This window comes from Mycobacterium kansasii ATCC 12478, assembly GCF_000157895.3.
In the GTDB taxonomy this organism is placed as follows: Bacteria; Actinomycetota; Actinomycetes; order Mycobacteriales; family Mycobacteriaceae; genus Mycobacterium; species Mycobacterium kansasii.
Genome location: NC_022663.1, coordinates 737798 through 762715, shown reverse-complemented (window position 1 = coordinate 762715; position 24918 = coordinate 737798). Strand labels below are relative to the sequence as shown.

Annotated in this window: 24 protein-coding genes, 1 tRNA gene and 1 pseudogene; 18 read left to right on the top strand and 8 right to left on the bottom strand. The window is 68.4% G+C overall.

Translation table 11 applies throughout. The features are described 5' to 3' along the window. Window positions 1–90 precede the first annotated feature (90 nt). Complete coding sequence (gene aceE / locus MKAN_RS03210; RefSeq protein ID WP_023365069.1) at window positions 91–2883, bottom strand: pyruvate dehydrogenase (acetyl-transferring), homodimeric type; 2793 nt, start codon at window positions 2881–2883, stop codon at window positions 91–93. Between the two features lie 198 nt (window positions 2884–3081). On the opposite strand from aceE, the gene MKAN_RS03205 reads away from it, so the two are divergent. From MKAN_RS03205 to MKAN_RS03175, 10 genes are all read left to right on the top strand, one after another. Then, on the top strand, window positions 3082–3684 hold the full coding sequence (locus tag MKAN_RS03205; RefSeq protein WP_023365067.1) for a hypothetical protein: 603 nt from the start codon (window positions 3082–3084) through the stop codon (window positions 3682–3684). Between the two features lie 81 nt (window positions 3685–3765). Continuing rightward, window positions 3766–4188, top strand: a complete 423-nt coding sequence (locus MKAN_RS03200; protein ID WP_036393365.1) for a DUF3052 domain-containing protein — start codon at window positions 3766–3768, stop codon at window positions 4186–4188. Further along, window positions 4188–4649 carry a peroxiredoxin gene (locus MKAN_RS03195; RefSeq protein ID WP_023365063.1) on the top strand — a complete coding sequence of 154 codons (462 nt, stop codon included), beginning with the start codon at window positions 4188–4190 and terminating at the stop codon, window positions 4647–4649. Before MKAN_RS03200 ends, MKAN_RS03195 begins: the two co-directional genes overlap by 1 nt. 56 nt (window positions 4650–4705) lie before the next feature. After that, window positions 4706–4777 (top strand) — tRNA-Val (locus MKAN_RS03190). A 166-nt stretch (window positions 4778–4943) separates the two neighbouring features. Further along, window positions 4944–5078, top strand: coding sequence for a hypothetical protein (locus MKAN_RS32460; protein ID WP_257788875.1), 135 nt, complete (start codon window positions 4944–4946; stop codon window positions 5076–5078). 42 nt (window positions 5079–5120) lie between these two features. Continuing rightward, window positions 5121–6248 carry an epoxide hydrolase family protein gene (locus tag MKAN_RS03185; RefSeq protein ID WP_023365059.1) on the top strand — a complete coding sequence of 376 codons (1128 nt, stop codon included), beginning with the start codon at window positions 5121–5123 and terminating at the stop codon, window positions 6246–6248. Between the two features lie 51 nt (window positions 6249–6299). Continuing rightward, complete coding sequence (locus MKAN_RS03180) at window positions 6300–7229, top strand: cation diffusion facilitator family transporter (RefSeq protein ID WP_023365057.1); 930 nt, start codon at window positions 6300–6302, stop codon at window positions 7227–7229. A 70-nt stretch (window positions 7230–7299) separates the two neighbouring features. Continuing rightward, the gene (locus MKAN_RS30245) at window positions 7300–7467 is read left to right on the top strand and encodes a hypothetical protein (RefSeq protein ID WP_023365055.1); all 168 of its coding nucleotides are present in this window, start codon (window positions 7300–7302) and stop codon (window positions 7465–7467) included. Between the two features lie 67 nt (window positions 7468–7534). Continuing rightward, entirely contained in the window at window positions 7535–7729 is a 195-nt protein-coding gene (locus MKAN_RS30240; RefSeq protein ID WP_129111873.1) for a hypothetical protein, read from the top strand. A gap of 43 nt (window positions 7730–7772) precedes the next feature. Continuing rightward, on the top strand, window positions 7773–8714 hold the full coding sequence (locus MKAN_RS03175; RefSeq protein WP_023365051.1) for a cobalamin biosynthesis protein: 942 nt from the start codon (window positions 7773–7775) through the stop codon (window positions 8712–8714). Here the strand turns inward: MKAN_RS03175 and MKAN_RS03170 are convergent. Genes MKAN_RS03170 through MKAN_RS03160 form a run of 3 tightly spaced genes read right to left on the bottom strand, consistent with a single transcriptional unit; the run spans window position 8696 to window position 10645 of the window. Further along, window positions 8696–9511, bottom strand: coding sequence for an SURF1 family cytochrome oxidase biogenesis protein (locus MKAN_RS03170; protein WP_099184939.1), 816 nt, complete (start codon window positions 9509–9511; stop codon window positions 8696–8698). The genes MKAN_RS03175 and MKAN_RS03170 overlap by 19 nt on opposite strands. An 11-nt stretch (window positions 9512–9522) precedes the next feature. Continuing rightward, a complete protein-coding gene (locus MKAN_RS03165; protein ID WP_023365047.1) occupies window positions 9523–10020 on the bottom strand; it encodes a low molecular weight protein-tyrosine-phosphatase in 498 nt (165 codons plus the stop codon). After that, complete coding sequence (locus tag MKAN_RS03160) at window positions 10013–10645, bottom strand: HAD hydrolase-like protein (RefSeq protein WP_036393368.1); 633 nt, start codon at window positions 10643–10645, stop codon at window positions 10013–10015. The genes MKAN_RS03165 and MKAN_RS03160 overlap by 8 nt, the downstream gene beginning before the upstream one ends. A 375-nt stretch (window positions 10646–11020) precedes the next feature. Here MKAN_RS03160 and cobC point away from each other — a divergent pair, with 375 nt between their 5' ends. The 4 genes from cobC to MKAN_RS03140 are packed head-to-tail and all read left to right on the top strand — an operon-like array spanning window position 11021 to window position 14983. Further along, on the top strand, window positions 11021–11995 hold the full coding sequence (gene cobC / locus MKAN_RS03155) for an Rv2231c family histidinol phosphate aminotransferase CobC (protein WP_230589251.1): 975 nt from the start codon (window positions 11021–11023) through the stop codon (window positions 11993–11995). After that, window positions 11992–13128, top strand: a complete 1137-nt coding sequence (locus MKAN_RS03150; RefSeq protein WP_023365041.1) for a Nif3-like dinuclear metal center hexameric protein — start codon at window positions 11992–11994, stop codon at window positions 13126–13128. Before cobC ends, MKAN_RS03150 begins: the two co-directional genes overlap by 4 nt. Then, on the top strand, window positions 13125–13862 hold the full coding sequence (locus MKAN_RS03145; protein ID WP_023365039.1) for a zinc ribbon domain-containing protein: 738 nt from the start codon (window positions 13125–13127) through the stop codon (window positions 13860–13862). The genes MKAN_RS03150 and MKAN_RS03145 overlap by 4 nt, the downstream gene beginning before the upstream one ends. Further along, on the top strand, window positions 13859–14983 hold the full coding sequence (locus MKAN_RS03140; RefSeq protein WP_023365037.1) for a bifunctional RNase H/acid phosphatase: 1125 nt from the start codon (window positions 13859–13861) through the stop codon (window positions 14981–14983). The genes MKAN_RS03145 and MKAN_RS03140 overlap by 4 nt, the downstream gene beginning before the upstream one ends. Here MKAN_RS03140 and MKAN_RS03135 read toward each other — a convergent pair. The 3 genes from MKAN_RS03135 to MKAN_RS03125 are packed head-to-tail and all read right to left on the bottom strand — an operon-like array spanning window position 14974 to window position 19119. Continuing rightward, the gene (locus tag MKAN_RS03135) at window positions 14974–16200 is read right to left on the bottom strand and encodes a cytochrome P450 (protein ID WP_023365035.1); all 1227 of its coding nucleotides are present in this window, start codon (window positions 16198–16200) and stop codon (window positions 14974–14976) included. The genes MKAN_RS03140 and MKAN_RS03135 overlap by 10 nt on opposite strands. Further along, window positions 16193–17917, bottom strand: coding sequence for an N-acyl-D-amino-acid deacylase family protein (locus MKAN_RS03130; RefSeq protein WP_036393373.1), 1725 nt, complete (start codon window positions 17915–17917; stop codon window positions 16193–16195). Before MKAN_RS03130 ends, MKAN_RS03135 begins: the two co-directional genes overlap by 8 nt. A gap of 8 nt (window positions 17918–17925) precedes the next feature. After that, complete coding sequence (locus MKAN_RS03125) at window positions 17926–19119, bottom strand: amidohydrolase family protein (protein WP_023365031.1); 1194 nt, start codon at window positions 19117–19119, stop codon at window positions 17926–17928. A 240-nt stretch (window positions 19120–19359) separates the two neighbouring features. On the opposite strand from MKAN_RS03125, the gene MKAN_RS03120 reads away from it, so the two are divergent. From MKAN_RS03120 to MKAN_RS03110, 3 genes are all read left to right on the top strand, one after another. Further along, the gene (locus MKAN_RS03120; RefSeq protein ID WP_036393112.1) at window positions 19360–20796 is read left to right on the top strand and encodes an FAD-binding oxidoreductase; all 1437 of its coding nucleotides are present in this window, start codon (window positions 19360–19362) and stop codon (window positions 20794–20796) included. Between the two features lie 198 nt (window positions 20797–20994). Further along, window positions 20995–22359: an HNH endonuclease signature motif containing protein gene (locus tag MKAN_RS03115; protein WP_023365027.1), complete on the top strand. Its 1365-nt coding sequence runs from the start codon at window positions 20995–20997 to the stop codon at window positions 22357–22359. Between the two features lie 80 nt (window positions 22360–22439). Beyond that, window positions 22440–22646 (top strand): hypothetical protein, encoded by a 207-nt coding sequence (locus tag MKAN_RS03110; RefSeq protein WP_036393116.1) that lies wholly within the window; start codon window positions 22440–22442, stop codon window positions 22644–22646. Here MKAN_RS03110 and MKAN_RS03105 read toward each other — a convergent pair. Next, window positions 22633–24153 (bottom strand): molybdopterin-dependent oxidoreductase, encoded by a 1521-nt coding sequence (locus MKAN_RS03105; RefSeq protein WP_023365023.1) that lies wholly within the window; start codon window positions 24151–24153, stop codon window positions 22633–22635. The two genes, MKAN_RS03110 and MKAN_RS03105, sit on opposite strands and share 14 nt — an antisense overlap. Before the next feature lie 661 nt (window positions 24154–24814). Here MKAN_RS03105 and MKAN_RS32455 point away from each other — a divergent pair. Further along, window positions 24815–24913, top strand: a pseudogene (locus MKAN_RS32455) (hypothetical protein); the annotation flags it as partial. Window positions 24914–24918: the final 5 nt, after the last annotated feature.

Genomic DNA, 24918 nt, shown 5'->3' with positions numbered 1-24918 from the left:
TAAAAGCTACGCCTGTTTTCTGGAACTTCCCGCCAAAGCGCTCGGCGGGTTCTTAGTGACGTCTTATTCAGCGCTCGCGCGTTATGTCCGCTAGGTCGCCGTGCCGGCGTCGGCGTCCTGCTGCGCTGCCGCCTGCACATTGTCGATCTGGTACTGACGGGCGGCTGCCACCGCCACCGACGGGTCGATTTCACCGTCGCGGGCCAGCGCATCCAGCACCGCGACGACGGTCGACTCGGCGTCGGTGTTGAAGTAGCGCCGCGCGGCGGGCCGGGTATCGGAGAAGCCGAACCCGTCGGTGCCCAGCGTCACGTAGGTGCCCGGCACCCAGGGCCGGATCTGCTCGGGCACCGCACGCATCCAGTCCGACACCGCGACCACCGGGCCGGCGGTACCGGCCAGCACCTTGGTCACATACGCCTCGCCCGCCGGCTGGCCGGGGTTGCGCAGCCGTTGCTTCTCGACGGACACCCCGTCGCGGTTCAGCTCACTCCAACTGGTCACCGACCACACGTCGGCGGCCACATCCCACTCGGCGGCCAGCAACTCGGCCGCTCGCAGCGCGTCGGGCATCGACACGCCCGAGGCCAGGATCTGCGCCTTGCTGGAGCGTTGCTCGGTGGCTGCGCGGTACCGGTAGATACCCCGCAGCACGCCCTCGGGATCGAAGTTCTCCGGCTCGGGCGGCTGCACGTAGGGCTCGTTGTAGACGGTGATGTAGAAGAACACGTTCTCCGGGTTCTCCCCGAACATGCGGGCCAGTCCGCTTTCCACGATGTAGGCGATCTCGTAGGCGAACGCCGGGTCGTAGGAGACCACCGCGGGGTTCGTGGCGGCCAGCAGCAGCGAATGGCCGTCGGCGTGTTGCAGGCCTTCGCCCGTCAGCGTGGTGCGGCCCGCGGTGGCGCCCAGCAGGAACCCGCGTGCCATCTGGTCGCCCGCGGCCCACAAGCCGTCGCCGGTGCGCTGGAAGCCGAACATCGAATAGAAGATGTAGACCGGGATCATCGGCTCGTTGTGCGTCGCATACGACGTGCCGGCCGCGATGAACGAGCCCACCGCCCCGGCTTCGTTGATGCCCTCGTGCAGGATGTGGCCGTCGTGGCTTTCCCGGTAGGCCAGCATCAGTTCGGCGTCGACCGCGGTGTAGAGCTGCCCGAGACGGTTGTAGATCTTCAGCGACGGGAACCAGGAGTCCATCCCGAAGGTGCGGGCCTCGTCCGGAATGATCGGAACGATTCGCGGGCCAACCTCTTTGTCCCGCAACACTTCCTTGAAGGTGCGCACCATCGCCATGGTGGTGGCGACCTCCTGGTTTCCGGATCCTTTCTTCAGGGCGGCATAGATGTTGCGGCCGGGCAGCTTCAGCGCCTTGGCCTTGGTCCGGCGTTCGGGCACGAAGCCGCCGAGGGTGCGGCGGCGGTCGAGCATGTAGCGGATCTCCGGGGCGTCCGGGCCGGGGTGGTAGTACGGCGGCAGGTAGGGGTCTTCCTCGAGCTGGGCGTCGTCGATGGGGATCCGCATGGCGTCCCGGAAATACTTGAGGTCTTCCAGCGCAAGCTTTTTCATCTGGTGGGTGGCGTTGCGGCCCTGGAAGTGCGCGCCCAGCGAATAGCCCTTGATGGTCTTGGCCAGGATCACCGTCGGCTGTCCCTGGTGCTCGACGGCGGCGCGGTAGGCGGCATAGACCTTGCGGTAGTCGTGGCCGCCGCGCTTGAGGTTCCAGATCTCGGAATCGGTCATGTCTTGCACCAGCGCCTTGGTGCGCGGGTCGCGGCCGAAGAAGTGGTCGCGCACGTAGGCGCCGTCGTTGGCCTTGTAGGTCTGGTAATCACCGTCGGGCGTGGTGTTCATCAGGTTCACCAGCGCTCCGTCGCGGTCGGCGTGCAGCAGCGCGTCCCACTCGCGGCCCCACACCACCTTGATGACGTTCCAGCCCGCTCCGCGGAAGAACGACTCCAGCTCCTGGATGATCTTGCCGTTGCCGCGCACCGGGCCGTCGAGGCGCTGCAGGTTGCAGTTGATGACGAAGGTCAGGTTGTCCAGGCCTTCCAGCGCCCCGATGTGCGCCAGCCCGCGGCTTTCGGGCTCGTCCATCTCGCCGTCGCCCAGGAAACACCACACGTGCTGTTCGGAGGTGTCCTTGATGCCCCGGTCATGCAGGTAGTGGTTGAACCGCGCCTGGTAGATGGCGTTGAGCGGACCCAGGCCCATCGAGACGGTAGGGAATTCCCAGAAGTCGGGCATCAGCCGCGGGTGCGGGTAGGACGGCAACCCGCCGCCGGGGTGGCTGTGCTCCTGGCGGAAGCCGTCCAGCTGGTCCGCGCTGAGTCGTCCCTCAAGGAAGGCGCGCGCGTAGATCCCGGGGGAGGCGTGGCCCTGGATGAAGATCTGGTCCCCGCCGCCGGGATGCGATTTGCCGCGGAAGAAGTGGTTGAAGCCGACCTCGTAGAGCGCCGCGGACGACGCGTAGGTCGAGATGTGACCACCCACGCCCACCCCGGGCCGTTGCGCGCGATGCACCATGATCGCCGCGTTCCATCTGATCCAGGTCCGGTAGCGGCGTTCGACGTCCTCGTCGCCGGGGAACCACGGTTCCAGCTCGGTCGGGATGGTGTTGACGTAGTCCGTCGACGTCAGCGACGGGATGGCCACCCGCTGTTCACCGGCGCGTTCCAGCAGCCGCAACATCAGGTAGCGCGCCCGCGACGGGCCGGAGCGCTCCAGCATCTCGTCGAAGGACTCCAGCCATTCCGAGGTCTCTTCGGGATCGATGTCGGGCAGATACGACGCCACGCCTTCGCGGATAACCCGAACGCGGTCGGGTTCGCTTGCGCTGCTTGGGGTTTTGGCCAAATCGTGGCGGGCGAACTCGGTGGTCACGCGCTACTCCTGGAGTCGGCGGGTGTGCTGGTTGGGACGCGTCGGTGGTCCGTCCCCCTATCGTGCCGCACCGACGTCGCGGGCGGATAGCCGCCGCCCGATCGGCGTTGCGGGACCGCGGCCGCCGGAGGCGTCGGCACCGGCAGGGGACGGAGCGTCGCGGACAGTTGACGCCCCGAACCGGTAACGTCACTAGCCGTGCTCATCGGATGGCGTGCCGTCGCTCGCCGGCACGCGGGGGTTGTGGCCAGTCTGAATGCCAGGCGAGTCGCCCGGGTCTGCGGTTGCATTGCGGCGCTGCTGATGGCAATCCTGGGGTGTACCAGCGTCACCGAGGGCACCGCGACCCCCGACACCAAGGTCGCTCCGGCCTATCGGTCGTCGGTGTCGGTGTCGCTGTCGGCCTCGTCGGCGACGTCCAGTATCCGCGAATCCCAGCGCCAGCAGTCGCTGACGACCAAGGCGATCCGCAGCTCCTGTGAGACCCTGGCAACCACCAGCAAGGACGCCATCGACAAGGTGAATGCCTTTGTCTCGGCGTTCAATGCCGGCCGCAGCACCGGGCCGACCGAGGGCCCGGCCATCGAAGCGCTCAACGACAGCGCCTCATCGGTGACGGGCAGTCTCAGCGACGCGCTGTCCAGGGAGATGCGCGACGCGCTCAACGCCTATGCCGATGCGGCGCTGGCGGTGGCGAATGCCATTGGCACCCACGCGCCGACAGGCGAGTTCAACCGGCGAGTCGATCAGCTCAACGACACCAAGACCAAGGCGCTGAAAATGTGCATGGCCTCCTTTTGAGGCGGCGTTATTGGCTCGATGGCGTTTGTGCGACGATAGTGCCCATCACGCGTCGTGTGGCTGAACAAGGGAGGTTCCACGGTGGTCGCGGCGGATCACGCCCCGAGCTACGCTCGCAAACTGGGCATCCAACGAGACCAAGTCGTCCAGGAGTGGGGCTGGGACGAAGATGCCGACGACGACATCCGCGCGGCGGTCGAGGAAGCCTGCGGCAGCGAGCTGCTGGATGAAGACACCGACGAGGTCGTGGACGTCGTGCTGCTGTGGTGGCGTGACGGCGACGGCGACCTGGTGGACACCCTGATGGACGCGATCAGCCCGCTCGCCGAGGACGGCGTGATCTGGGTGCTGACCCCCAAGACCGGCCGGCCCGGACATGTGCTGCCCGCCGACATCGCCGAGGCGGCGCCCACTGCCGGGTTGATGCCGACCTCGTCGGTCAACCTCGGTGACTGGAGCGCCAGCCGGCTGGTCCAGCCGAAGTCACGGGCCGGGAAGCGCTGATGCTCGACGTCGGGGCCACCGCTCCGGACTTCACGCTGCGCGACCAGAATCAACAACCCATCAGCCTCAGCGACTATCGCGGCACCAAGGACGTGCTGCTGGTGTTCTTCCCGCTGGCATTCACCGGGATCTGCCAGGGCGAGCTCGACCAGGTACGAGACCATCTGCCCGAATTCGAAAACGACGACAGCGCGGTGCTGGCTATCTCGGTCGGTCCGCCGCCCACCCACAAGGTATGGGCGGCGGAGAGCGGTTTTCTGTTTCCGGTGCTCTCGGATTTCTGGCCCCACGGGGCGGTCAGCCAGGCCTACGGGGTGTTCAACGACCAGGCCGGCATCGCCAACCGTGGGACGTTCGTGGTGGACCGGTCGGGGATAATCCGGTTCGCCGAGATGAAACAACCGGGTGAGGCCCGCGATCAGCGGCTGTGGACGGCTGCGCTGGCGGCTCTGCGAGCCTGAAGGTTTGGGCGGTGGGGCTGCGGGCGGGTAGCCTGCTGCGGGTCCCCGGGTTTCAAGGGCGCGTAGCTCAGTGGTAGAGCTCTGGTTTTACACACCAGCGGTCGGCGGTTCGATACCGTCCGCGCCCACCGGCTGCGCGGGCGCAGCGCCGCGGCGAAAATCCAAGCCGGTCTCGCCGCGGCGTTATACCCGCCGCATTGTCGGTGACGAGCCGGGTATGGCAAGGTCGTGGACGTGGGTGAGCTATCTGGTTCTCAGAGCGACGGTGCGGGACGGCAGAAGTCGAGACCGCCGGTGCGGCCTCTGTCATCGGACCAGCAGCCGGCGACCAAGGCGGACCTGTATGCCGCGGTGGACGCGATGCGCGCCGACATGCGCGAACTGCTCGAGCAGATCAGCACACTGATCAAAGAAGCCAACAAGAAATAGGTTTCCGGAGCTTTCGGGCGCGCCCGACGGCACGATGAACGGGTGAGGCCGTTTCGCATCGACGTTCCCGACGACGTTCTGGATGATCTGCAGTCCCGTCTGGCGCGCACCCGCTGGCCCGAAGCCGAGTGTGTGGACGACTGGAGCCAGGGCATTCCGCTGGCTTACACCCGCGACCTGGCCGCCTACTGGGCCAACGAGTACGACTGGCGGGCACGCGAAGCGGCGCTCAACCGCTTCGACCAGTTCGTCACCGAAATCGACGGGCTGGATATTCATTTCATCCATCAACGGTCACCGCATGACGACGCCTTCCCGTTGGTGATCACGCACGGCTGGCCGGGCTCGATCGTGGAGTTCCACAAGGTGATCGAGCCGCTGACCAATCCCACCGCCCACGGCGGACGCGCCGAAGACGCGTTCGATGTCGTCTGCCCGTCGCTTCCGGGGTACGGCTTCTCGGGCAAGCCCAGCAGCACCGGCTGGGGAGTCGAGAAAATCGCTCAGGCCTGGGAGACGCTCCTGCAGCGTCTCGGCTACCGGCGCTACGGCGCCCAGGGCGGCGACTGGGGAGCGGCCGTCACCACCCAGATCGGCCGCAACGCCGGCCTTCCCGGTGGCCACTGCGCGGCCATCCACCTGAACATGCCGATCGCCTGGCCCACCGCCGACGAGCCCACCGACGACGAGCGGCAGGTGCTGCAGGACCTGGACCAGCACCGCAAGTGGGGCACCGGCTATTCCAAGCAGCAAGCCACCCGGCCCCAGACCCTGGGTTATGGGCTGGTGGATTCCCCGGTGGGACAACTCGCGTGGATCGTCGAGAAGTTCTGGGCATGGATGGACTGCGACGGCAACCCCGAGAACGTCCTCACTCGTGACGAGCTGCTGGACAACGTGATGATGTACTGGGTGACCGGCACCGCGGCATCCTCGGCCCGGTTGTACTGGGAAAGCATGAAGAGCTTCCGGCCGGGCGGCCGCGTCGAAATACCCACCGGCGTCGCGTCTTTCCCCAAGGAGATCCTGCGGGCGTCGCGGCGCTGGTGTGAGCCGAACTACCACATCACCCACTGGACGACCATGCCGCGCGGCGGGCACTTCGCCGCATTCGAACAACCCGATCTGTTCGTCGAGGACGTCCGCAGGTTTTTCGCGACGGTGCGCTGACGGTCCGCCTCACCCTCGGAGCGCCGAGCACCAAGTGGCACGCTATTGGGCATGCATGTGATCAATGGTCTGCGGGACCCGGCCGCCAGTTTTCCGCTGGCGCACCGGTTCGACGACCGGGCGGACCGGCGCCGGGCCAATCGTGCTGTAGCGCTGAGCGCTGCCGGCTTGGCGCTGACGGGTCTGATCGAACTGGCGATCGCCATGGTGTCGGGGTCGGTGGCGTTGCTCGGCGACGCGCTGCACAATCTGTCCGATGTCTCGACGAGTCTGGTGGTGTTCGTCGGATTTCGGAGCTCGCGGAAGTCGGCTAGCCAGCACTATCCCTATGGGCTGGAGCGGGCCGAGGATCTCGCCGGCATCGGGGTGGCGCTGGTGATCTGGGCCAGCGCCGCGGTAGCGGGGGTGGAAAGTGTGGACAAGCTGCTGCGGCACGGGACTACCCAGCACGTGGGCTGGGGCATCGCCGCGGCGGCGGTCGGTATCGCCGGCAATCAGCTGGTGGCCCGCTACAAGCTCGTCGTCGGCCGCCGAATCCAGTCGTCGACCATGATCGCCGATGCCAAGCATTCCTGGCTGGACGCGCTGTCGTCGGCGGGCGCGCTGCTCGGTCTGTGCGGGGTCGCGGCGGGCTGGGGATGGGCCGACGGCGTTGCCGGCATCGTGGTGACGGGATTCATCTGCCATGTCGGCTGGGAGGTGACCTCCGACATCGGCAACCGGTTGCTCGACGGGGTGGATCCAGCTGTCATCGCCACCGCGGAGGCGGTCGCCGCCGCCGCACCGGGAGTCAGCCACGCCCACGCACGCGCCCGGTGGACCGGGCGCACGCTGCGTGTGGAGGTGGAGGGCTGGCTTGATCCGGCCACCTCGGTGGCCGAGGCCGACGCGACGGGCCGTCTGGTGGCCCAACAGCTGTCCGCGAAGCTACCCGAGATGCGTAGCTTCGTCTGGGCGGCGCGTAGCGCGCAGCCGGTCTGAGACGGCGGTATGCGACGAGGTTCTCACCCGCTCGAAGGTTAGCCCGCCTAAAAATGGGCACATTCACGGCATGTCGATCGAACCGTCACCCCGCGATGCCGATGCTGCGGCGGCTGACCTGCCCAAGCTGTCAATCGCGCCGTCGCTGGGCGGGTACGGCCATGCCCGGGAGGTGTGGTGGATGCTGGCGGCACAGCTGGTCATTGTCCTTGCGCTGATCGCCGTCTTGGTGGTGTAGCCGCCCGGGCGACGATTGTTACCCGGTACACAGCTTGGTCCGGGCGGAAGCGGGCACCCGTGCATAGGTGAGCAGTCAACCTTCACCTCCGCCTCCCGACCCGCCCAACCTGTCACCGAAGGGCAAATGGGGAGTCGCCCCGTCGACGAGTCCCCAGGTGGCGCGCCCCGGGCGCAGGTCAAACCATGCTCCGCTGCCCTGGTGGATATTGGCCGCGCTGGTTGTGGTGGTGGTCGCGCTGGCCATCGTGTTGATCTTCTAGGCGGCCCGGCCGCGACGAAGCGGACCTATGAGACGCTGCCGGGGTGGTTGCGTCGAAGCGGCAGGCCCGGATCGCCGGCGTCCTGGTGGGCTACCTGGCCGACCTCGCCCTGGGCGACCCGAAGCGGGGTCATCCGGTCGCAGTGTTCGGGCAGCTGGCCGCAAAGCTGGAGCAGACCAGCTATCGCGACAGCAAGCTCGCCGGGATGACGCACGTCGGGGCGTTGGTCGGTGCCGTGGGCCTGCTGGGCGCGGTGCTGCAGCGCGGTCCGGGCAGGGTGCGGTCCGTCGCGGCCACGGCGACGGCCACCTGGGTATCACTGGGGGGGATGTCGTTGGCTCGCACCGGCCGGGCGATGGCCGAGCTGCTGGAGTGCGGCGACCTCGAGGCGGCGCGACGGCTGCTGCCGTCGTTGTGTGGGCGCGATCCCGGCGGGCTGGACCTGCCCGGCTTGACCCGCGCGGCGCTGGAGTCGGTGGCCGAGAACACCTCCGACGCCGAGGTGGCACCGCTGCTGTGGGCGACGATCGGCGGCGCGCCCGCGGTGCTGATATACCGCGCGGTCAACACGCTGGATTCGATGGTCGGCTACCGCTCGCCGAGGTATCTCCGATTCGGTTGGGCTGCAGCACGATTGGATGATGTAGCCAACTATGCCGGGGCGCGCGCTACCGCGATGCTGGTGGTGCTGTGCGCTCCGCTGGCCGGCGGATCGCCGCTGGGCGCCCTCCGGGCCTGGCGCCGCGACGCCGCGCACCATCCCAGCCCCAACGCCGGCGTCGTGGAGGCGGCCTTCGCCGGGGCGCTGGGCGTGCGGCTCGGCGGGCCCACCCGGTACCCCGACGGGCTGCAGATCCGGCCCACCCTCGGCGACGGCCGTCAGCCCACGGTCGCCGATCTGCGCCGGGCGGTGCTGCTGTCGCGCGCGGTGCAGGCCGGGGCGGCGGTGGGCGTTGGGTTGATGCTCTATCGCCGGCGGCCGTAGCGGTCGGCAAGCTTCTGCTCGACCGTCATCGGCTCGTCCGCCGGCGGCGGCTCGCGTCGTTCGCGGCGGCGCGCCCGCAGCTCGGCGTAGGCGAAATAGCCCAGTCCGATCGGCGCCAGGATGCCGAAGGTAATCCACTGGATGCCGTAGGACAGAAACGGTCCGGCATCCAGATGCGGTATCCCGATGGGGCCCAGTCCGCCGGGCTGGTCCTCGATCAACTGCAGATAGGACCCGGCCAGCGGAACCCCGGTCAACGTCGAAACCTGTGCAGTGCTGATCGAATACACCTGCGGGAAACCGTCTCTGGTGAACGGCTCCTTGCCCACAGCCGTCGGTTCGGAATCGCGCAGTCGCGCCGTGATGGTCACGGTCTGCTCCGGCGGGCGGGGGATCGGCGGCACGTGTGAGCCGGGCTCGGGCCGCACGTAACCACGGTCGACCAGTACGGTCGGCCCGTCGTCGACGGCGAATGGCGCCAGCACCTCGAACGCCTGCTCGCCGTCGACCACCCGCAGCCGAGCCAACACCTGCGCGTCCGGCAGGTAGTGCCCGGTCGCCGTCACCCTGCGCCACTGCGCACCCGGGGCCGATGAATCCTGTTGCGGCAAAAGGGTTTGCAATGGCACCGGGGGTGTGTGCAGGGAGTAGTCGATCTGGCGGTTCTCCCGGGAGGTCTTGGTGTTCTTTCCCAGCTGCCACGGGGCCAACACCGTGAAACACAGGTAGGTGAACGCGATCACCACCAGGGCCAGCGCTATCCATCCCGGCCGCAGCAGGAACGCCAGGCTGGGAATCCGTCTGGGCATCAGGGGGATCCGTTCTGCGCCAGCCGCTCGTCCACCCAGTCATGCAGGCCGGGCAGCGCGGCCTCGATGACGGCGAAGACTTGCTCGAATTCGTCGTGCCCGCCGTAATAGGGATCGTCGACGTCGAGGGCGTGGGCACTCGACCGGGGGTCGAACGAGCGCAGCATGCGCAGTCTCGCATCCTCGACACCGAGCTGGCGCAGCAGCCGAGCGTGGTTGCGGCCCAAGGCAATTACCAGGTCTGCCGCCAGATGCCCGGCATCGACCTGCGCGGCGCGGTGCTCGGTGGGGTAGCCGTGGGCGCGCAGCACCCGCCGGGCCCGCTCGTCGACCCCGTTGCCGATATGCCAGTCGCCGGTGCCGGCACTGCTCACCCGCACGGCATCTCCCAACCCGCGCTCCCTGAGTTGGTGGGCGAACATCTTCTCGGCCATCGGCGAACGGCAGATGTTGCCGGTGCACACGAAGGTGACGTGCAAGGTTGGCGGATCAGACACCCAACGCCTCCCGCAGCTCGTCGATGGTGCGGGCGTGCCTGACGAGGGTGGCGTCGGTGTCGTGGCCGAAATCGTCCTGTCCGTAGCCCCAACCGACCACCACGGTGTCGATGCCGTGCGCTGCCGCGCCCTCGACGTCATGGTTGCGGTCGCCGACCATGAGGACCCGCTCGGGCAGCGGCCGCAGCTGGGCGAGCGCGTGGCCCAGCACCTCGGTCTTGTTACTCCGGGAGCCGTCGCCACTGGCTCCGGCGATGACCTCGAAATGTTGCTCCAACCCGAAGTGCGCCAGAATGCGCCGCGCCGTTGGCTCGAGCTTGCAGGTGGCCACCGCCAGCCGGACGCCCGCGGCGCGCAGATCGCCCAGCAGCGGCGCTATCCCGTCGAACACGGTGTTCATCGCCCAGCCGCGGGCGCCGTATTCGGCCCGGAAAGCCGCGATCGCGTCGTCGACACGGTCGCCGAGCTCCATCGCGCGAAAGGTGTCGTCCATCGGCGGGCCGACGATCCAGGCGGCCAGGTCGCCCTCGGGGACGGCGGCGCCGATGTGGGCGAGCGCATGGCGGAAGCTCGCCACGATCCCGTGAGCCGAATCGGTCAGGGTCCCGTCGAGATCGAAGATCACCAGCTGCGGCGACCCGGCGGAGACGGTGGTAGGGCGGCGGGCGGCGCCGCAGTCGGGCGAATCGGTCGCGATCGAACCTGTCACGCCTTCCATTGTCGGTGATGCGGCGAGGTGTGCGGCACCGACCGGCGCTAACACCAGTCGGCGGACGAGGCTGGCGCAACCGCCGGAGCGGCCCGCTGCCACCCCTGGCCAGCCATGATCGCGACTGCCGGCCCGGACCCGAACCGCGTCACGCTCGCCGGGCGCGGTGCTCCGGATGCCTGGGTAGTCCACCGGCGCACTAGTGTTTCACTGGTGGCGGATCTGGATCACGGCGCGTCGATTTGCCTCGCCGCGGCGCGCTATCACGGTGATCAGGCCGTCGCGCCCGACATGCTGGATTTCGCGGTCAATGTCCGCGACACCCGCCCGCCGCAGTGGCTTGTCGACGTTTTGGCGGCCCGGCTGACGGATCTGGCCCGCTATCCGAGCGTGGACGAGGTGCGCTGGTCACAACAGGCGGTAGCCGCACGGCACGGGCGAACTTGCGAAGAAGTGCTGCCCCTGGCCGGGGCGGCGGAGGGTTTCGCGTTGTTGCCCAACCTGGCTCCGGCGCGCGCGGCGATCATCGCGCCGTCGTTCACCGAACCGGCGGTGGCGCTGAGCGCCGCCGGAATCCCGGTGGACCACGTTGTCCTCGAGCCGCCGTTCGGCCTGGCCGGTGTGGCGGTGCCCGAGGCGGCCGACCTCGTGGTGGTAGGTAACCCGACCAACCCGACCTCGGTGTTGCACACCCGCGAGCAGTTGCTGGCATTGCGGCGACCGGGACGAATCCTGGTCGTCGACGAAGCGTTCGCCGACTCGGTTCCCGGGGAGCCGGAGTCGCTGGCCGGCGACTGCCTGGCTGATGTGCTGGTGCTGCGCAGTCTGACCAAGACGTGGTCGCTGGCCGGTTTGCGGGTGGGTTATGCCCTCGGCGCACCGGATGTGCTGGCCCGGCTGACCGCCCGGCGCGCGCACTGGCCGGTGGGCACGCTGCAACTGGCGGCCATCGCGGCGTGCTGTGCGCCCGAAGCGGTGGCCGAGGCGGCGGCGGGCGCCCAGCGGCTGGTGGCACTGCGCGCAGCGATGGTGGCCGGCCTGAATTCGGTGGGTGCCACGGTGGTCGACGGTTGCGCACCGTTTGTGCTGTTCGGCATGCCGGACGCCGAGCGAATCCGAAACGACTTGCACCACAAGAGAATTGCGGTGCGCCGCTGCGATACGTTCGTCGGCCTGGGCGACCGGTATCTGCGCGCGGCGGTGCGCGCGGAGTGGCCGCGGCTGGTTCAGGCCATCGGTTGCGGGCACAGCGGGAGGCGCCGATGAGTGTGCGGTTGGCTGACGTCATCGAAGTGCTGGACCAGGCGTATCCGCCGCGGCTTGCCGAGTCGTGGGATTCGGTCGGCCTGGTCTGCGGCGATCCGGCCGACGTGGTGGATTCGGTGACCGTCGCGGTGGACGCGACGGCGGCGGTCGTCGACGAAGTTCCCGAAGGGGGCCTGTTGCTGGCCCATCATCCGTTGCTGTTGCGCGGGGTCGATACGGTTGCTGCCAGCACGCCCAAGGGTGCGCTCGTGCACCGCTTGATCCGGTCGGGCAGGTCGCTGTTCACCGCGCACACCAATGCCGACTCGGCGTCGCCGGGGGTCTCCGACGCGCTGGCGCAGGCGCTGGGTCTGACCGTCGAAGGGGTGCTTGACCCGTTGTCCGGGTCGGCCGATCAGGACAAGTGGGTCATCTACGTGCCGCGCGAGTCCGCGGATGCGGTGCGGGCGGCGGTGTTTGACGCCGGTGCCGGACATATCGGTGACTACTCGCATTGCAGCTGGAGCGTTACCGGTACCGGACAGTTCCTCGCGCTGGAGGGGGCGTCGCCCGCAATCGGCGCCATCGGCACCGTCGAACAGGTGCCCGAGGATCGGGTGGAGGTGGTCGCACCCGCGCGGGCGCGGGCCGCGGTGCTGGCGGCGATGCGGGCCGCGCACCCCTACGAGGAACCGGCCTTCGACATCTTCACCCTGGTGCCACCGCCGGCCGGCGTCGGGCTGGGACGGATTGGCGCGCTGCCAAAGCCGGAACCGCTGCGCGACTTCGTCTCCCGGGTCTGCGCGGCGCTGCCCGCGACGTCCTGGGGAGTGCGTGCCGCCGGTGATCCCGGCCTGCCGGTTTCGCGGGTGGCGGTCTGCGGCGGTGCCGGCGATTCGCTGCTGGGCGCCGCGGCCGCGGCGGAGGTGCAGGCCTATGTCACCGCCGACCTGCGGCACCACCCCGCCGACGAGCACTGCCGGTCCTCGCCCGTGGCCCTGATCGACCTCGCGCACTGGGCCAGCGAATTCCCTTGGTGCGACCAAGCCGCCGGCATGCTGCGGTCCCATTTCGGTGCGTCGCTGCCGGTGCGGGTGTCCACCATCCGCACCGATCCGTGGAATGTTGCAACAAGACCTGGAGACGGGACATGAAAGCCGAAGCGGCACAGCAACGTTCGCTTTTGGAACTGGCGAAGCTGGACGCCGAGCTGTCGCGGATCGCGCATCGGTCCACGCATCTGCCCCAGCGAGAGGCCTGCGAGCGGGTGCAGATCGAGCACAACGCCGCCGGTGACCGGCTGGCCGCCGTGCGAATCGCCGTGGAGGACTTGGACGCCCAGGTGTCGCGATTCGAGGCAGAAATCGATGCGGTGCGCAAGCGCGAGGAGCGCGACCGGTCGCTGCTCAAGTCCGGCGCCACGGACGCCAAGCAATTGTCGGACCTGCAGCACGAACTGGAGACGCTGGAACGTCGTCAGGCCAGCCTGGAGGATTCGCTGCTGGAGGTGATGGAGCGCCGCGAGGAACTGCAGGCCCGGCAGGCCGCCGAGACGGCGGCCTTGGCGAAGTTGCACACCGAGCTGGACGGCGCCCGGCAAGCCCTGGACGCCGCGCTGGCCGAACTCGAGCAGTCCCGGCGGGAACGCTCCTCGCGACGCGAGGAACTCAGCGCCTCGTTGAATCCCGACCTTGTTGCCCTCTACGAGCGGCAGCGGGCCGGGGGAGGGCCGGGCGCCGGACCGTTGCAGGGTCATCGATGTGGGGCCTGCCGGATCGAGATCGGCCGCGGCGAGCTGGCCCGGATCTCGGCGGCCGCCGACGACGATGTTTTGCGGTGCCCGGAATGTGGAGCAATCCTATTGCGGGTCAAGGGTTTTGAGCAGTGAAAGTCATCATCGAAGCCGACGGCGGGTCGCGGGGCAACCCCGGGCCGGCCGGATACGGCGCGGTGGTGTGGACCATGGACCGCTCGACCGTACTGGCGGAGTCCAAGCAGGCGATCGGCCGGGCCACCAACAACGTCGCTGAATACCGCGGGTTGATCGCCGGCCTGGACGATGCGGTGAAGCTGGGCGCCACCGAGGCAACGGTCCTGATGGACTCCAAGCTGGTGGTGGAGCAGATGTGCGGGCGCTGGAAGGTCAAGCACCCGGACCTGGTGGAACTGCATGCGCAGGCTCAGGCCCTGGCACGACACTTCCGCCGGATCAGTTACGGGTGGGTGCCGCGGTCACGGAATGCGTATGCCGATCGGTTGGCCAACGAAGCGATGGATGCCGCGGTTCGCACCAATCGCCGTGGGGAGAACACGACCGTGCCGGTGGTGGCTGTTGCCGACCCGCCGCACAAGCTGGCGACGGAGTCCCCGACAGCTCCCGGATGGACGGGCCGACGCGGTGCGGCCACCCGGCTGCTGTTGTTGCGGCATGGGCAGACCGAGCTGTCGGTGCAGCGCCGCTATTCGGGGCGGGGCAACCCGGCGTTGAACGAAGTGGGGTGGCGGCAGGCCGGGCTGGCCGCCCGCTATCTAGCGCAGCGCGGCGGGATCGCGGCGGTGGTGTCCTCGCCGTTGCAGCGGGCCTATGACACGGCGACGACGGCGGCCCGGGCCCTGGGCCTGGAGGTGACCGTCGACGACGACCTCGTCGAGACCGACTTCGGCGCATGGGAGGGAATGACTTTCGCGGAGGCTGCCGAACGCGACCCCGAGCTGCACCGCCGCTGGCTGCGTGACACCGGCGCCACGCCCCCGGGTGGGGAGAGTTTTGACGACGTGCTGCTGCGGGTTCGTCGCGGACGTGACCGGATCATCGCCGGGCACGAGGGCGCCACGGTCCTGGTGGTCTCTCACGTCACGCCGATCAAGATGTTGTTGCGTCTGGCCCTGGATGCCGGGGCGGGCATCCTGTACCGGTTGCACCTCGACTTGGCGTCGCTGAGCATCGCCGAGTTCTATGCCGATGGAGCGTCGTCGGTGCGGCTGGTGAACCAGACGGGCTATCTCTGACCGGTAGGCGTGAACTCGACCGGCAGCGCGGCGGGCGAGCGGAAGGCGACCCCCACCACATGCGGGGCCGGTGCGCTCGGGTCCAGCCGCAGCCCCGGCAATCGGTCCAGCAGCGCGTTGATCGCCACCGCGGCCTCCATGCGCGCCAAGTGCATGCCGAGGCACAGATGCGGGCCGCCGCCGAATGTCAGATGTGCGATGTTTTTGCGGGCGGGATCGAAGCGGTCCGGGTCCGGATAGCGCGCCGAGTCCCGATTGGCGGCCGCGACGCTGACACTGACGTTGGTTCCCGCCGGAATCGAGATCCCGCCGAGCTCGCAGTCGCGGACCGCCACCCGCACCACCGTGGTGATCGGCGGCTCCCAGCGCAACGCCTCCTCGATGGCAGCGCGGACCATGGTGCGGTCGGTCCGCACCGCGTCCAGGAGCTCCGGTTCGGTGAGCAACGCGACCAGCAGGTTGCCCGAGGCCCGATAGGTCGTCTCGACTCCGGCGGGCAGGATCAGCAGCAGGAACGCGAAGATCTCGTCGTCGGTCAGCCGTGCGCCGTCGATCTCGGACTCCGCGAGCGTGCTGATCAGGTCGTCCTGCGGGTTGCGTCGGCGCTCGGCGAGGATTTCGGTGAAGTAGGCCTTCAGCGATCTCGACGCGGTCAGCCCGCACTCCCAGTCGTAGACCACATTGAGCAGCTCGATCGACAGCCGCTGGAAGCGCGGGTAGTCGTGTCGCGGCAGACCCATGATCCGCGCGATCACCTGGACCGGAAACGCGAAGGTGAACTCGCGGGCCAGCTCGGCGTGGCCGCGCGGCGCGAACCGGTCGATGAGCTCGTGGACCACCACCTCCACCAGCTCGCCGCGCCATCGTTCCAGCAGCGCCGACCGGAACGACGGCGACACCAGCGCCCGGCTGGCCCGATGCTCGGCTCCCTCGAGTTCCAGCAGGGTGCGACCCATCACCGGGCCCATGATGTGCTCGTAGATCGACGAGGAGAAGGTGTCCGGATGGGTGAGCACCGTCTGGCACTCGTCGTAGCCGAGCACCGTTACCCCGAAATCGCCGACCTGCCCGGCCCTGACCTCGGTGAAGGGGTTTCCGAGCATCACCCGGTGTCGCGCGCGCGCCTCGCGCAGCCGCTCGTGCACGTTTTCGACCTGCATGAGCAGCCCGCCCTGCAGCTCGGTCGGGTCGAAGTCGTTGGTTGCCACCTCAGCCATGAGCCGACACCGTCTCGGTATCCCGCCCGGACCGCAGCACGGTGCCGGGCAGCGCGCCGGTGGCAACGCCGTCGTGGCACACCTCGACCCCACCGACCAGCACCGAGCTGATCCCGCGGGCGTCGGCGACCAACCGGGGCGCGCCGGCCGGTAGGTCGTAGCGGGTGCGTTCGGGGCCGTGGCCGACGGTCGCCGGGTCGAAGAGCACCAGGTCGGCATGCCAGCCGGGCGCGATCCGGCCACGCTGCGTCAGCCCGTAGAACCGGGCCGGCACGTCGGTGATCAACCGCACGGCTTCCTCCAGCGTCACCACCCGGTGCTCGCGCACGCCCTTGCCCAGCAGCGACGTCGTGTAGATCGCGCCGCACATCATGTCCAGGTGGGCGCCGGCATCCGAGCCGCCGATCACCGCACCCGGGTGGCGCCACACCTGCGCGCGTGCCCGCCAGTCGGCCGCGTCGTCGCCGGTCAGCGGCGGGGAGAGCCCGGTGCGTAGCTCGTCGGCGATCACGATGTCCAACAGCGTGTCGAACGGCTCGCCGCCGCGGGCGGCGGCGACCTCGCCGACGCTGCGCCCGGTCGCGTCGGCGTTCTCGGGCGCGAACGTCTCGACAATGACCAGCCGGTCCCATTGCGCCAGGCCACGCAGCAGGCCCGCCTCCTTGGCGGCGGCGCCCTCGGCGAGCCGGCGACGCACCGCAGGCTCGGCGAGCGCGGCCAGCCGCTGCGGCACCGGCAGGTGCATGGTGTCGCGCCAGCCGGGCAGCCCGTCCAGCACGAAACCGGACAGGAACGAAAGCCGGATCTTCATGCCGTGCGGCAACGTGAGTGCCACCACCCGGCCGCCACGTTCGGCGGCGACATCGTAGGCGCGCAACTGCTTTTCGTGCCCCGCCGGGTTGGCCGCCGAGACGCCCAGCAGGTTCCAGTTCAGCGGCCGGTCGGCGGCCACGGACATGTCGGTGAGTAGCGCGATGTCGTCATCGGTGAAGCCGGACAGGCAGCCGGGGAGGATGGCCTCCAGTGTCGTGCCCGGGTGGTCGCGCACGCCGGAGGCCAGCGCCATCAGTTCGTCCCTTGAGGCGCTGCGCGACGGCACCGGCTGGCCGGAACCGTCGTTGTGGGTCGGCGACTGCGAGGTCGACAGCCCGAGTGCGCCGGCGTTCAGCGCGTCGTGCAGGACCGCGACCATCGTTTCGATCTGTGCCGGGGTGGCCTGGCCGCCGACCGCGTCGTGACCCATCGCCGCCAGCCGCAGCGCCGAATGACCAACCAGGAAGCCGGCATTGACGGCGATGCGGCCCTCGAGGCGGTCGAGCCAGTCGCCGAACGATGCCCAGCCCCAGTCCAGGCCGGCGCGCAGCGCGTCCAGCGGCATCCCCTCGACCCGCGCCAGCATGCGGGTGAGGTAGTCGTGCTGGTCGGCTGCGGCGGGCGCCAGCGTGAAGCCGCAGTTGCCGCCGAAGACCGTGGTCACCCCGTGCTGCACCGACGGGCTCGCGGTCGGGTCCCAGAACAGCTGCGCGTCATAGTGGGTGTGCAGGTCGACGAATCCCGGCGCCAACGTGAGTCCTTGGGCGTCAACGGTTTTCGCCGCTGAATCGTCGGCTTCTCCCACGGTGACGATCCGCCCGTCACGGACGCCGACGTCGCCGTGGTGGGCGGGCGCGCCGGTGCCGTCAACGATTTCGGCATCGCGAATCAATAGGTCCAGCATGACGCCTCCTATCCGGTGGCCGTCAGCCATCCGTCGTCCGGCAGCGGGTGACGAAACAGCCGTGCGGCGTTGCGGTGGGTGATCCTGGCCGCGTCCTCCGCCGACAGGCCGGCGACGTTGCGCGCCACGACCTGTTGGGTGTCGGGCCAGGTCGAATCGGCGTGCGGATAGTCGCTTTCGACGAGGATGCGGTCGGCCCCGATCGCGTCCAGCGCGCCGAACGCGTGCGGATCGTCGATCGAGCAAAACCAGAAGGTGCGGCGCAGCACCTCGCTGGGCAGCAGGTCGCTTTCCCACGAGCCGCCCTCGCGGCCCGAAGCGGAGTGCGCCAGAACGTAATCGGCGCGGTCGCCGAGCATGGCCGCCCAGCCCAGGCCGCCCTCGGCCAGCGTGATGTTCAGCCGCGGGAAGCGCAGCGGGATGCCCGACCACAGCATGTCCGCGCAGGCGACCAGGCCGTTGACCGGGAACAGGGTGGTGATGGTCTCGAAGGGGGTGTCGAAGGCGGGGATCGGCGCCCATTGCGCCGACCCGGTGTGCAGGCAGACCACGGTGTCGGTCTCCTCGCAGGCGGCGAAGAACGGATCCCAGACCCCGGTGTGCAGGCTGGGCAGGCCGCATTGCGCGGGCAGCTCGGGAAAGCTGACCGCTTTGAACCCGCGGTCGGCGTTGCGGCGGATCTCCTCCGGGGCCAGCTGCGGGTCGGCGAGCCAGGGCAGCTGCAGCGGGATGATCCGCTGCGGGTAGGCGCCGGCCCACACCTCGAGGTGCCAGTCGTTCCAGGCGCGCAGCACGGCCAGCCCCAGCTCCAGGTCGTCGCTCTTCCAGAACACGGTGCCCGCGAACCCGGCGATCAGCGACGGGAAGTTCAGCGATGCCCAGATGCCGGCGAGATCCATGTCGGCGATGCGGGCGTCGATATCCCAACAGCCGCGGCGCATTTCGTCGAACCGGGCGGCTTCCATGCTCCATTCGTCGCGCGGCCGGCCGATCACCGCGTTGAGCCCGATGTTCGGGTATTCCCGGCCCTCGTAGCGCCACACCTGGCGCCCGTCGTCGGTCTCGACGACCGTCGGCGCCCGGTCGGCCAGCGCGGTGGGCAGCCGCCCGGCGAACATGTCGGGCGGCTCGATGACATGGTCGTCGACCGAGATCACGACGTGCTGTCGCTGCCGGGGATCTGGGTCTGGCAGCAGCGCCATAAGAGAAGCTAACGACGGGTCTTTGCGAGTGTCAATGCCTTTTAGCGCTATCTATGCAATGAATATAAGGTTTGTTGCCGTATCAGGCGTGGTCCCCGGATCCGCCAGGCGAAACATGAAGCTCAGCCGTGCGGGGGTAACGGTTCGGGCACGTTCCGGTTATGGCCCGACACGTCATGCGCTACAGCGGTTCCCGGTACTCGACAATGCCGGACATGACGCAATCGCCGGAGTCCGACGTTGGCTCGTGAATTCTCGCGTCAGATGTTTCTGCGGGGCGCCGCCGGGGCATTGGCGGCCGGCGCGGTTCTAGGCCCGGTCCGGGCCACCGCCGACCCCGCTGCCGCCGGTTTGGACGGTCTGGCGGCGGCCGTCGGTGGGCGGTTGGTCCGCCCGGATGACCCCCAATTCGCAGCGGCCAAACAGGTTTTCAACACGAACTACAACGGCTCGACACCGGCGGTGATCGTCACTCCGACGTCGGCGGCCGACGTGCAAAAAGCGATGGCATTCGCCGCCGCACACAATCTCAAGGTCGCTGCGCGCGGTGGCGGACACTCCTATACCGGGGCGTCCACGGCCGACGGCGCGCTGGTGCTCGACTTGCGCCAGCTGCCCGGGGGAGTCAACTACGACGCCGCCACCGGGCAGGTCACGGTGACGCCCGCGACGGGTTTGTACGCCGTGCACGAGGCGCTGGCCGAGGTCGGCCGCGGCATCCCGACGGGTACCTGCCCGACAGTCGGTGCCGCGGGACACGCCCTGGGCGGCGGCCTGGGCGCCAATTCCCGGCACGCGGGTCTGCTGTGTGACCAATTGACGTCGGCGTCGGTGGTGTTGCCCAGTGGCCAGGCGGTCACCGCGTCAGCGGCCAGCAATCCCGACCTGTTCTGGGCGCTGCGCGGCGGCGGTGGCGGCAACTTCGGGGTGACGACCTCGCTGACCTTTGCCACCTTCCCCACCAAAGACGTCGACGTGGTGAACCTCAATTTCCCACCGCAGTCGTTCGCGCAGGTCCTGGTGGGTTGGCAGAACTGGCTGCGTACCGCCGACCGAAACAGCTGGGCGCTGGCCGACAGCACCACCGATGCGCTCGGTACACATTGCCGTATCCTCGCGACCTGTCCGGCCGGGTCCGGTGGCGCCGTGGCGAACGCCATCACGTCGGCCGTCGGCGCGCAACCGACCGGTACCGAGAACCACACCTTCAATTACCTGGACTTGGTGCGGTATTTGGCCGTCAACAACCTGAACCCGTCACCGCTTGGATATGTCGGCGGATCCGATGTCTTTCCCACCGTCAACCCGGCCGTCGCTGCGGGGATCGCCGCGGCGGTCGACGCCTTTCCCCGCGACGCGGGCCGCATGTTGGCGATCATGCATGCCCTCGACGGCACTCTCGCCAGTGTGGCGCCTGGGGCCACCGCCTTTCCGTGGCGACGGCACGGCGCGCTGGTGCAGTGGTACGTCGAAAATGCCGGTTCCCCGGCGGCAGCGACCGGCTGGCTCAACACCGCGCACCAAGCAGTGCAACGGTATTCGGTCGGCGGCTATGTGAATTATCTTGAGGCAAGCCAGCCGCCGTCGCGGTATTTCGGCCCGAATTTGGCCCGGCTGAGTGCGATACGGCAGAAGTATGATCCCGGCCGGGTCATGTTCTCGGGGATGAATCTGTAGCAGACCAGTCTGCGTCGGCCGTCGCGGGCGGGCCATGGCCGCTGAAACCGTTTGCCGGTTGCGTTGTTTCGGTTCCGGTGCCCCTAGGTGGATCGGGCCGAGCTGACCCTTCAAATATCTGTAATCCCTTGTTTCACTGTGGTTTCAGTGGTCACATGGTGGCGATTCTTGTCGGCGGGTGTTCGTAAGGTTTCAGGCATGGGTTCGGGTGGTCGTGAGGAGATCGTCGAGGTCTTCGATGCGCTCGATGCGGAGCTGGACCGGTTGTGCGAGTTGTCTTTTGAGGTGCTCACCATCCCCGAGCGATTGCGTGCCCTGGAGCGGCTGGAGCGTGTGGCGCGGCGGCTGCGGGCGCCTCAGCATGCGCTGATCAATCAGCTCGGCGCGCAGGCCGGCGAGGCCGAGCTGGGCGCCAAGCTGCGTTCGGCGCTGGCCGACCGGTTGCGCATCACCAAGGCCGAGGCCGGCCGGCGCATCGACGAAGCGGCCGACCTCGGGCCGCGGCGGGCGCTGACCGGTGAGCCGTTGGCGCCTCAGTTGAGCGCCACCGCGGCTGCCCAACGAGACGGCCTGATCGGCGACGGACATGTGCGAGTGATCCGTGGTTTCTTGGCCCACCTGCCCGCCGAGGTGGATCTGCCCACCCGGGAGGCCGCCGACGCCGACCTGGCCCGCAAAGCCAGCAGCTATCGCCGCGACGAGTTGGCCAAGTACGCGCAGCGCATCATGGACTGGCTCAACCCCGACGGGGAATTGCGCGAGCAGGAGCGGGCCCGCAAGCGCGGCATCACCATCGGCAGGCAGGAATACGACGGCATGTCGCGCATCAGCGGCTATCTGACCCCCGAGGCGCGGGCCACCGTCGAACCGGTGTTGGCCAAACTTGCGGCCCCCGGCGCCTGCAACCCCGACGACCAAACACCGGTCATCGACACCACGCCCGATGCGGACGCGGTCGACCGTGACACCCGCAGCCAAGCGCAAAGAAATCACGACGGCCTGCTGGCCGGACTGCGAGGCCTGCTGTGCAGCGGGGACCTGGGCCGCCACAACGGACTGCCGGTGTCGATCGTGGTCACCACCACGCTGAAGGACTTACAGGCCGCCGCAGGCAAGGCCCACACCGGCGGCGGCTCGCTGCTGCCTATGTCGGATCTGATCCGCCTGGCCAGCCACGCCAATCATTATCTGGCGCTGTTCGACCACGGCAAAGCCCTGGCGCTGTATCACAGCAAGCGGCTGGCTTGCCCGGCACAGCGAATCATGTTGTTCGCCAAGGACCGTGGTTGTACGAAGCCCGGCTGTGATGCACCCGCCTACCATAGCCAAGTCCACCATGTCCGAGGCTGGGCCGCCACCGGGCGCACCGACATCAACGATCTCACCCTGGCCTGCGGAATCGACAACCGACTCGCCGAAAAAGGCTGGCGCACCCGCAAGAACGCCCGAGGCGACACCGAATGGATACCCCCAGCGCACCTCGATCGCGGACAGCCCCGCACCAACCCTTACCATCACCCCGAACGATTCCTCAGCGACGGCGACGACGCCGAACCCGTTTGACACGCTGAGAATGTGCACTGTCGTCCGTCCACGTTGCAATCGCTGATGTCCGGACTCACTCCGGGTCGTAGCATCCCTGTATGAGAAGGACTTTCGTCGTGACATTCGCGATCGGGTTGCTCGTCGCGCTGTTCGGTCTGATCTGGGCGCTGCAGGGATTCGGTGTGCTTGGGGGTAGCCCGATGAGCAACACCACGACCTGGTCCGTCATCGGTCCGATAACCGCGCTGATCGGCATCGTCATCGCGGTGTTCAGTTGGCGGAAAATGTCGGCTAGACCACGGTGAAGGCCACCGTGTGCCAGCCGGTGGCGCCGTCCGGGACGGGATCAACCTGATCTGCGGTTTGGACAGCTCCGGTGTTGTCGATGGCGCGCACGGTGATGGTGTGTTTTCCAGGGCTTTTCGCCTGCCAGGGAAAGCTCCACAACCGCCACGTCGACTTGGAATAGCTCGCGCCTTGTTGCGCGGGCTGCCATGCGCCGTCGTCGATGCGGACCTCCACGGCCCGCACGCCACGAATCTGGGCCCACGCGACACCGCCGAATACCACGGGCCCCGCAGGCACCCGCTGACCACTTTTCGGCACGTCGATCCGCGACTCGGTCTTGATGGGTGCCTGCGCCGCCCAGCCGTGGCGCGTCCAGTACGCCTTGGCTCTGTCGAAGCGGGTCAGCTCCATGTCGACGACCCACTTGGTGGCCGACACGTACCCGTAGAGGCCGGGCACCACCAGCCGCGCCGGGTAGCCATGCTCGATCGGCAGCGGCTGACCATTGAGGCCGACCGCCAGCAGCGCGTCGCGGCCATCGGTGAGCGCCGCCACCGGCGTGCCGGCGGTGAACCCGTCGATCGAGGTCGAGAGCACCATGTCGGCGTCGGCGTGCACACCGGCCGCGGCCAGCAGATCGGCCAACCGGTATCCGGTCCAGATGCCCGTCGAAATCAGCTTGCCCCCGACGGGATTCGACACACAGGTCAGTGTCGTCACCGTTTCGACGACGTCGAAGCGGGCGAGGTCGGCGAAGCTGTAGGTGATTTCGCGGTCCACCATTCCGTGGATGTGCAGCCGCCAGTCGCCGTGGCTGAGTTGGGGAACGCTGAGCGCGGTGTCCACCCGGTAGAAGTCGGCGCTGGCGGTGACAAAGCTCGGTAGCGTAACGCCGTTCGGTTGCACATCGGCAGGTATTGGCGGCGCCGGTATTCGCGGTCGGGGGAGCGCGAAGCTGTTGCGGTCGGCGGCCACCGAGTGCACCAACCGCGTGATGACCGCACCCACCACGCCACCGACTAGTCCGAATCCGAGTAATCCGAACACGACCAAGTTGCGCCTGCTGACATCCGGCTCACCCGGTTTTTCCGGGCCGGGCCAGAACCGGGTGAGCAAGCGCAGGGCCGCCACGCCGCAGGCGGCGCCCGCGACGGTGGGGATCGTGTCCAGTGCTGTCGCACCCGGCCGCGACAGCACTGCGACACAGCCGAGGACGCCCGCCGCGGCGATCACCGCGCTGCCGAGCGGTCGGCGCTGCGTCTCGAGGGTCCCGGCGATTGCGGCGATCGTGGCGATCACCACGAGCACGACGACGGCCAGGAAGAGTTTGTCCAGAGCGCCCAGGGTCGCAATCGCCCACTCTTTGACCGGCCCCGGCGTCAGGTCGACGACCGCCGAGCCGATCGCGGTACGCGCATCGGCTCGTGCACCGAACGGGATGCCCACCAGCTGGGCCACTCCAAGCGAGACGGCCGCGGCGGCGACCCCGGCGATCATCCGCTCGTTGGACGGGGCGGCAGCCATCGAATTACTGTACTCGCGTAGCCCTGAACGACCGTAAACACCTTGGCGTACAGGTGAACCGGCGACGCCCACCCCTTCCCATCGCGTCTCGAAACCGACTATCCGTGTACTGGCCCGGCGCGGCCATGTGCGCGACGTTAGTCACGACAGCCGACCCGAAGAACGCCACGACTCATCACTTGACATTTTTTGCACCCGCTGGGATACGCGGCTGGACGCGACAGCAGATACCACGAAACGGTGCGACGCCGCCGGTTCGTCGTTGAGGGTCATCCCAAAAGCATCGGGCGCCGGGGCACCTACCGATCTCGATGTCGCGCCCGGATCGATTGCCAAAGTGCGTCCACGGAAAGCTGTTGGCATGCCCCCCGACCGGCACAGGGGACATGCCTCGAGACCGACGACATGAGAGTCCGAAAAGTTCCTCGCAGAGACGGCGATTTGACGGACATCGTTGACAGCAAAGACACGATATTGGCGTGGACGACAAGTTGGAGTTTCTGTTGACCGAAGACCGCCCTGACCTGGGGCTGGGGGGCCACGGAGCCTATGTCGATGTTCACCGAGACCGAGATCCGCGGGGCTTGCCGGCACTTCGGGCTGCCGGATAGTGACACGGACAGTGTCATCGAGCAACTCAAAGAGAACCGTCAGAGTGCGAGCTGCCGGGGCCGAATTGGAGCCGGTGTTCGTCGAACAGGCCGGGTTCTCGCTGCATGAGGTCATTGCCGGCGGCCTCGGTTTCGGCGAGCTCCAGCTCGCCGA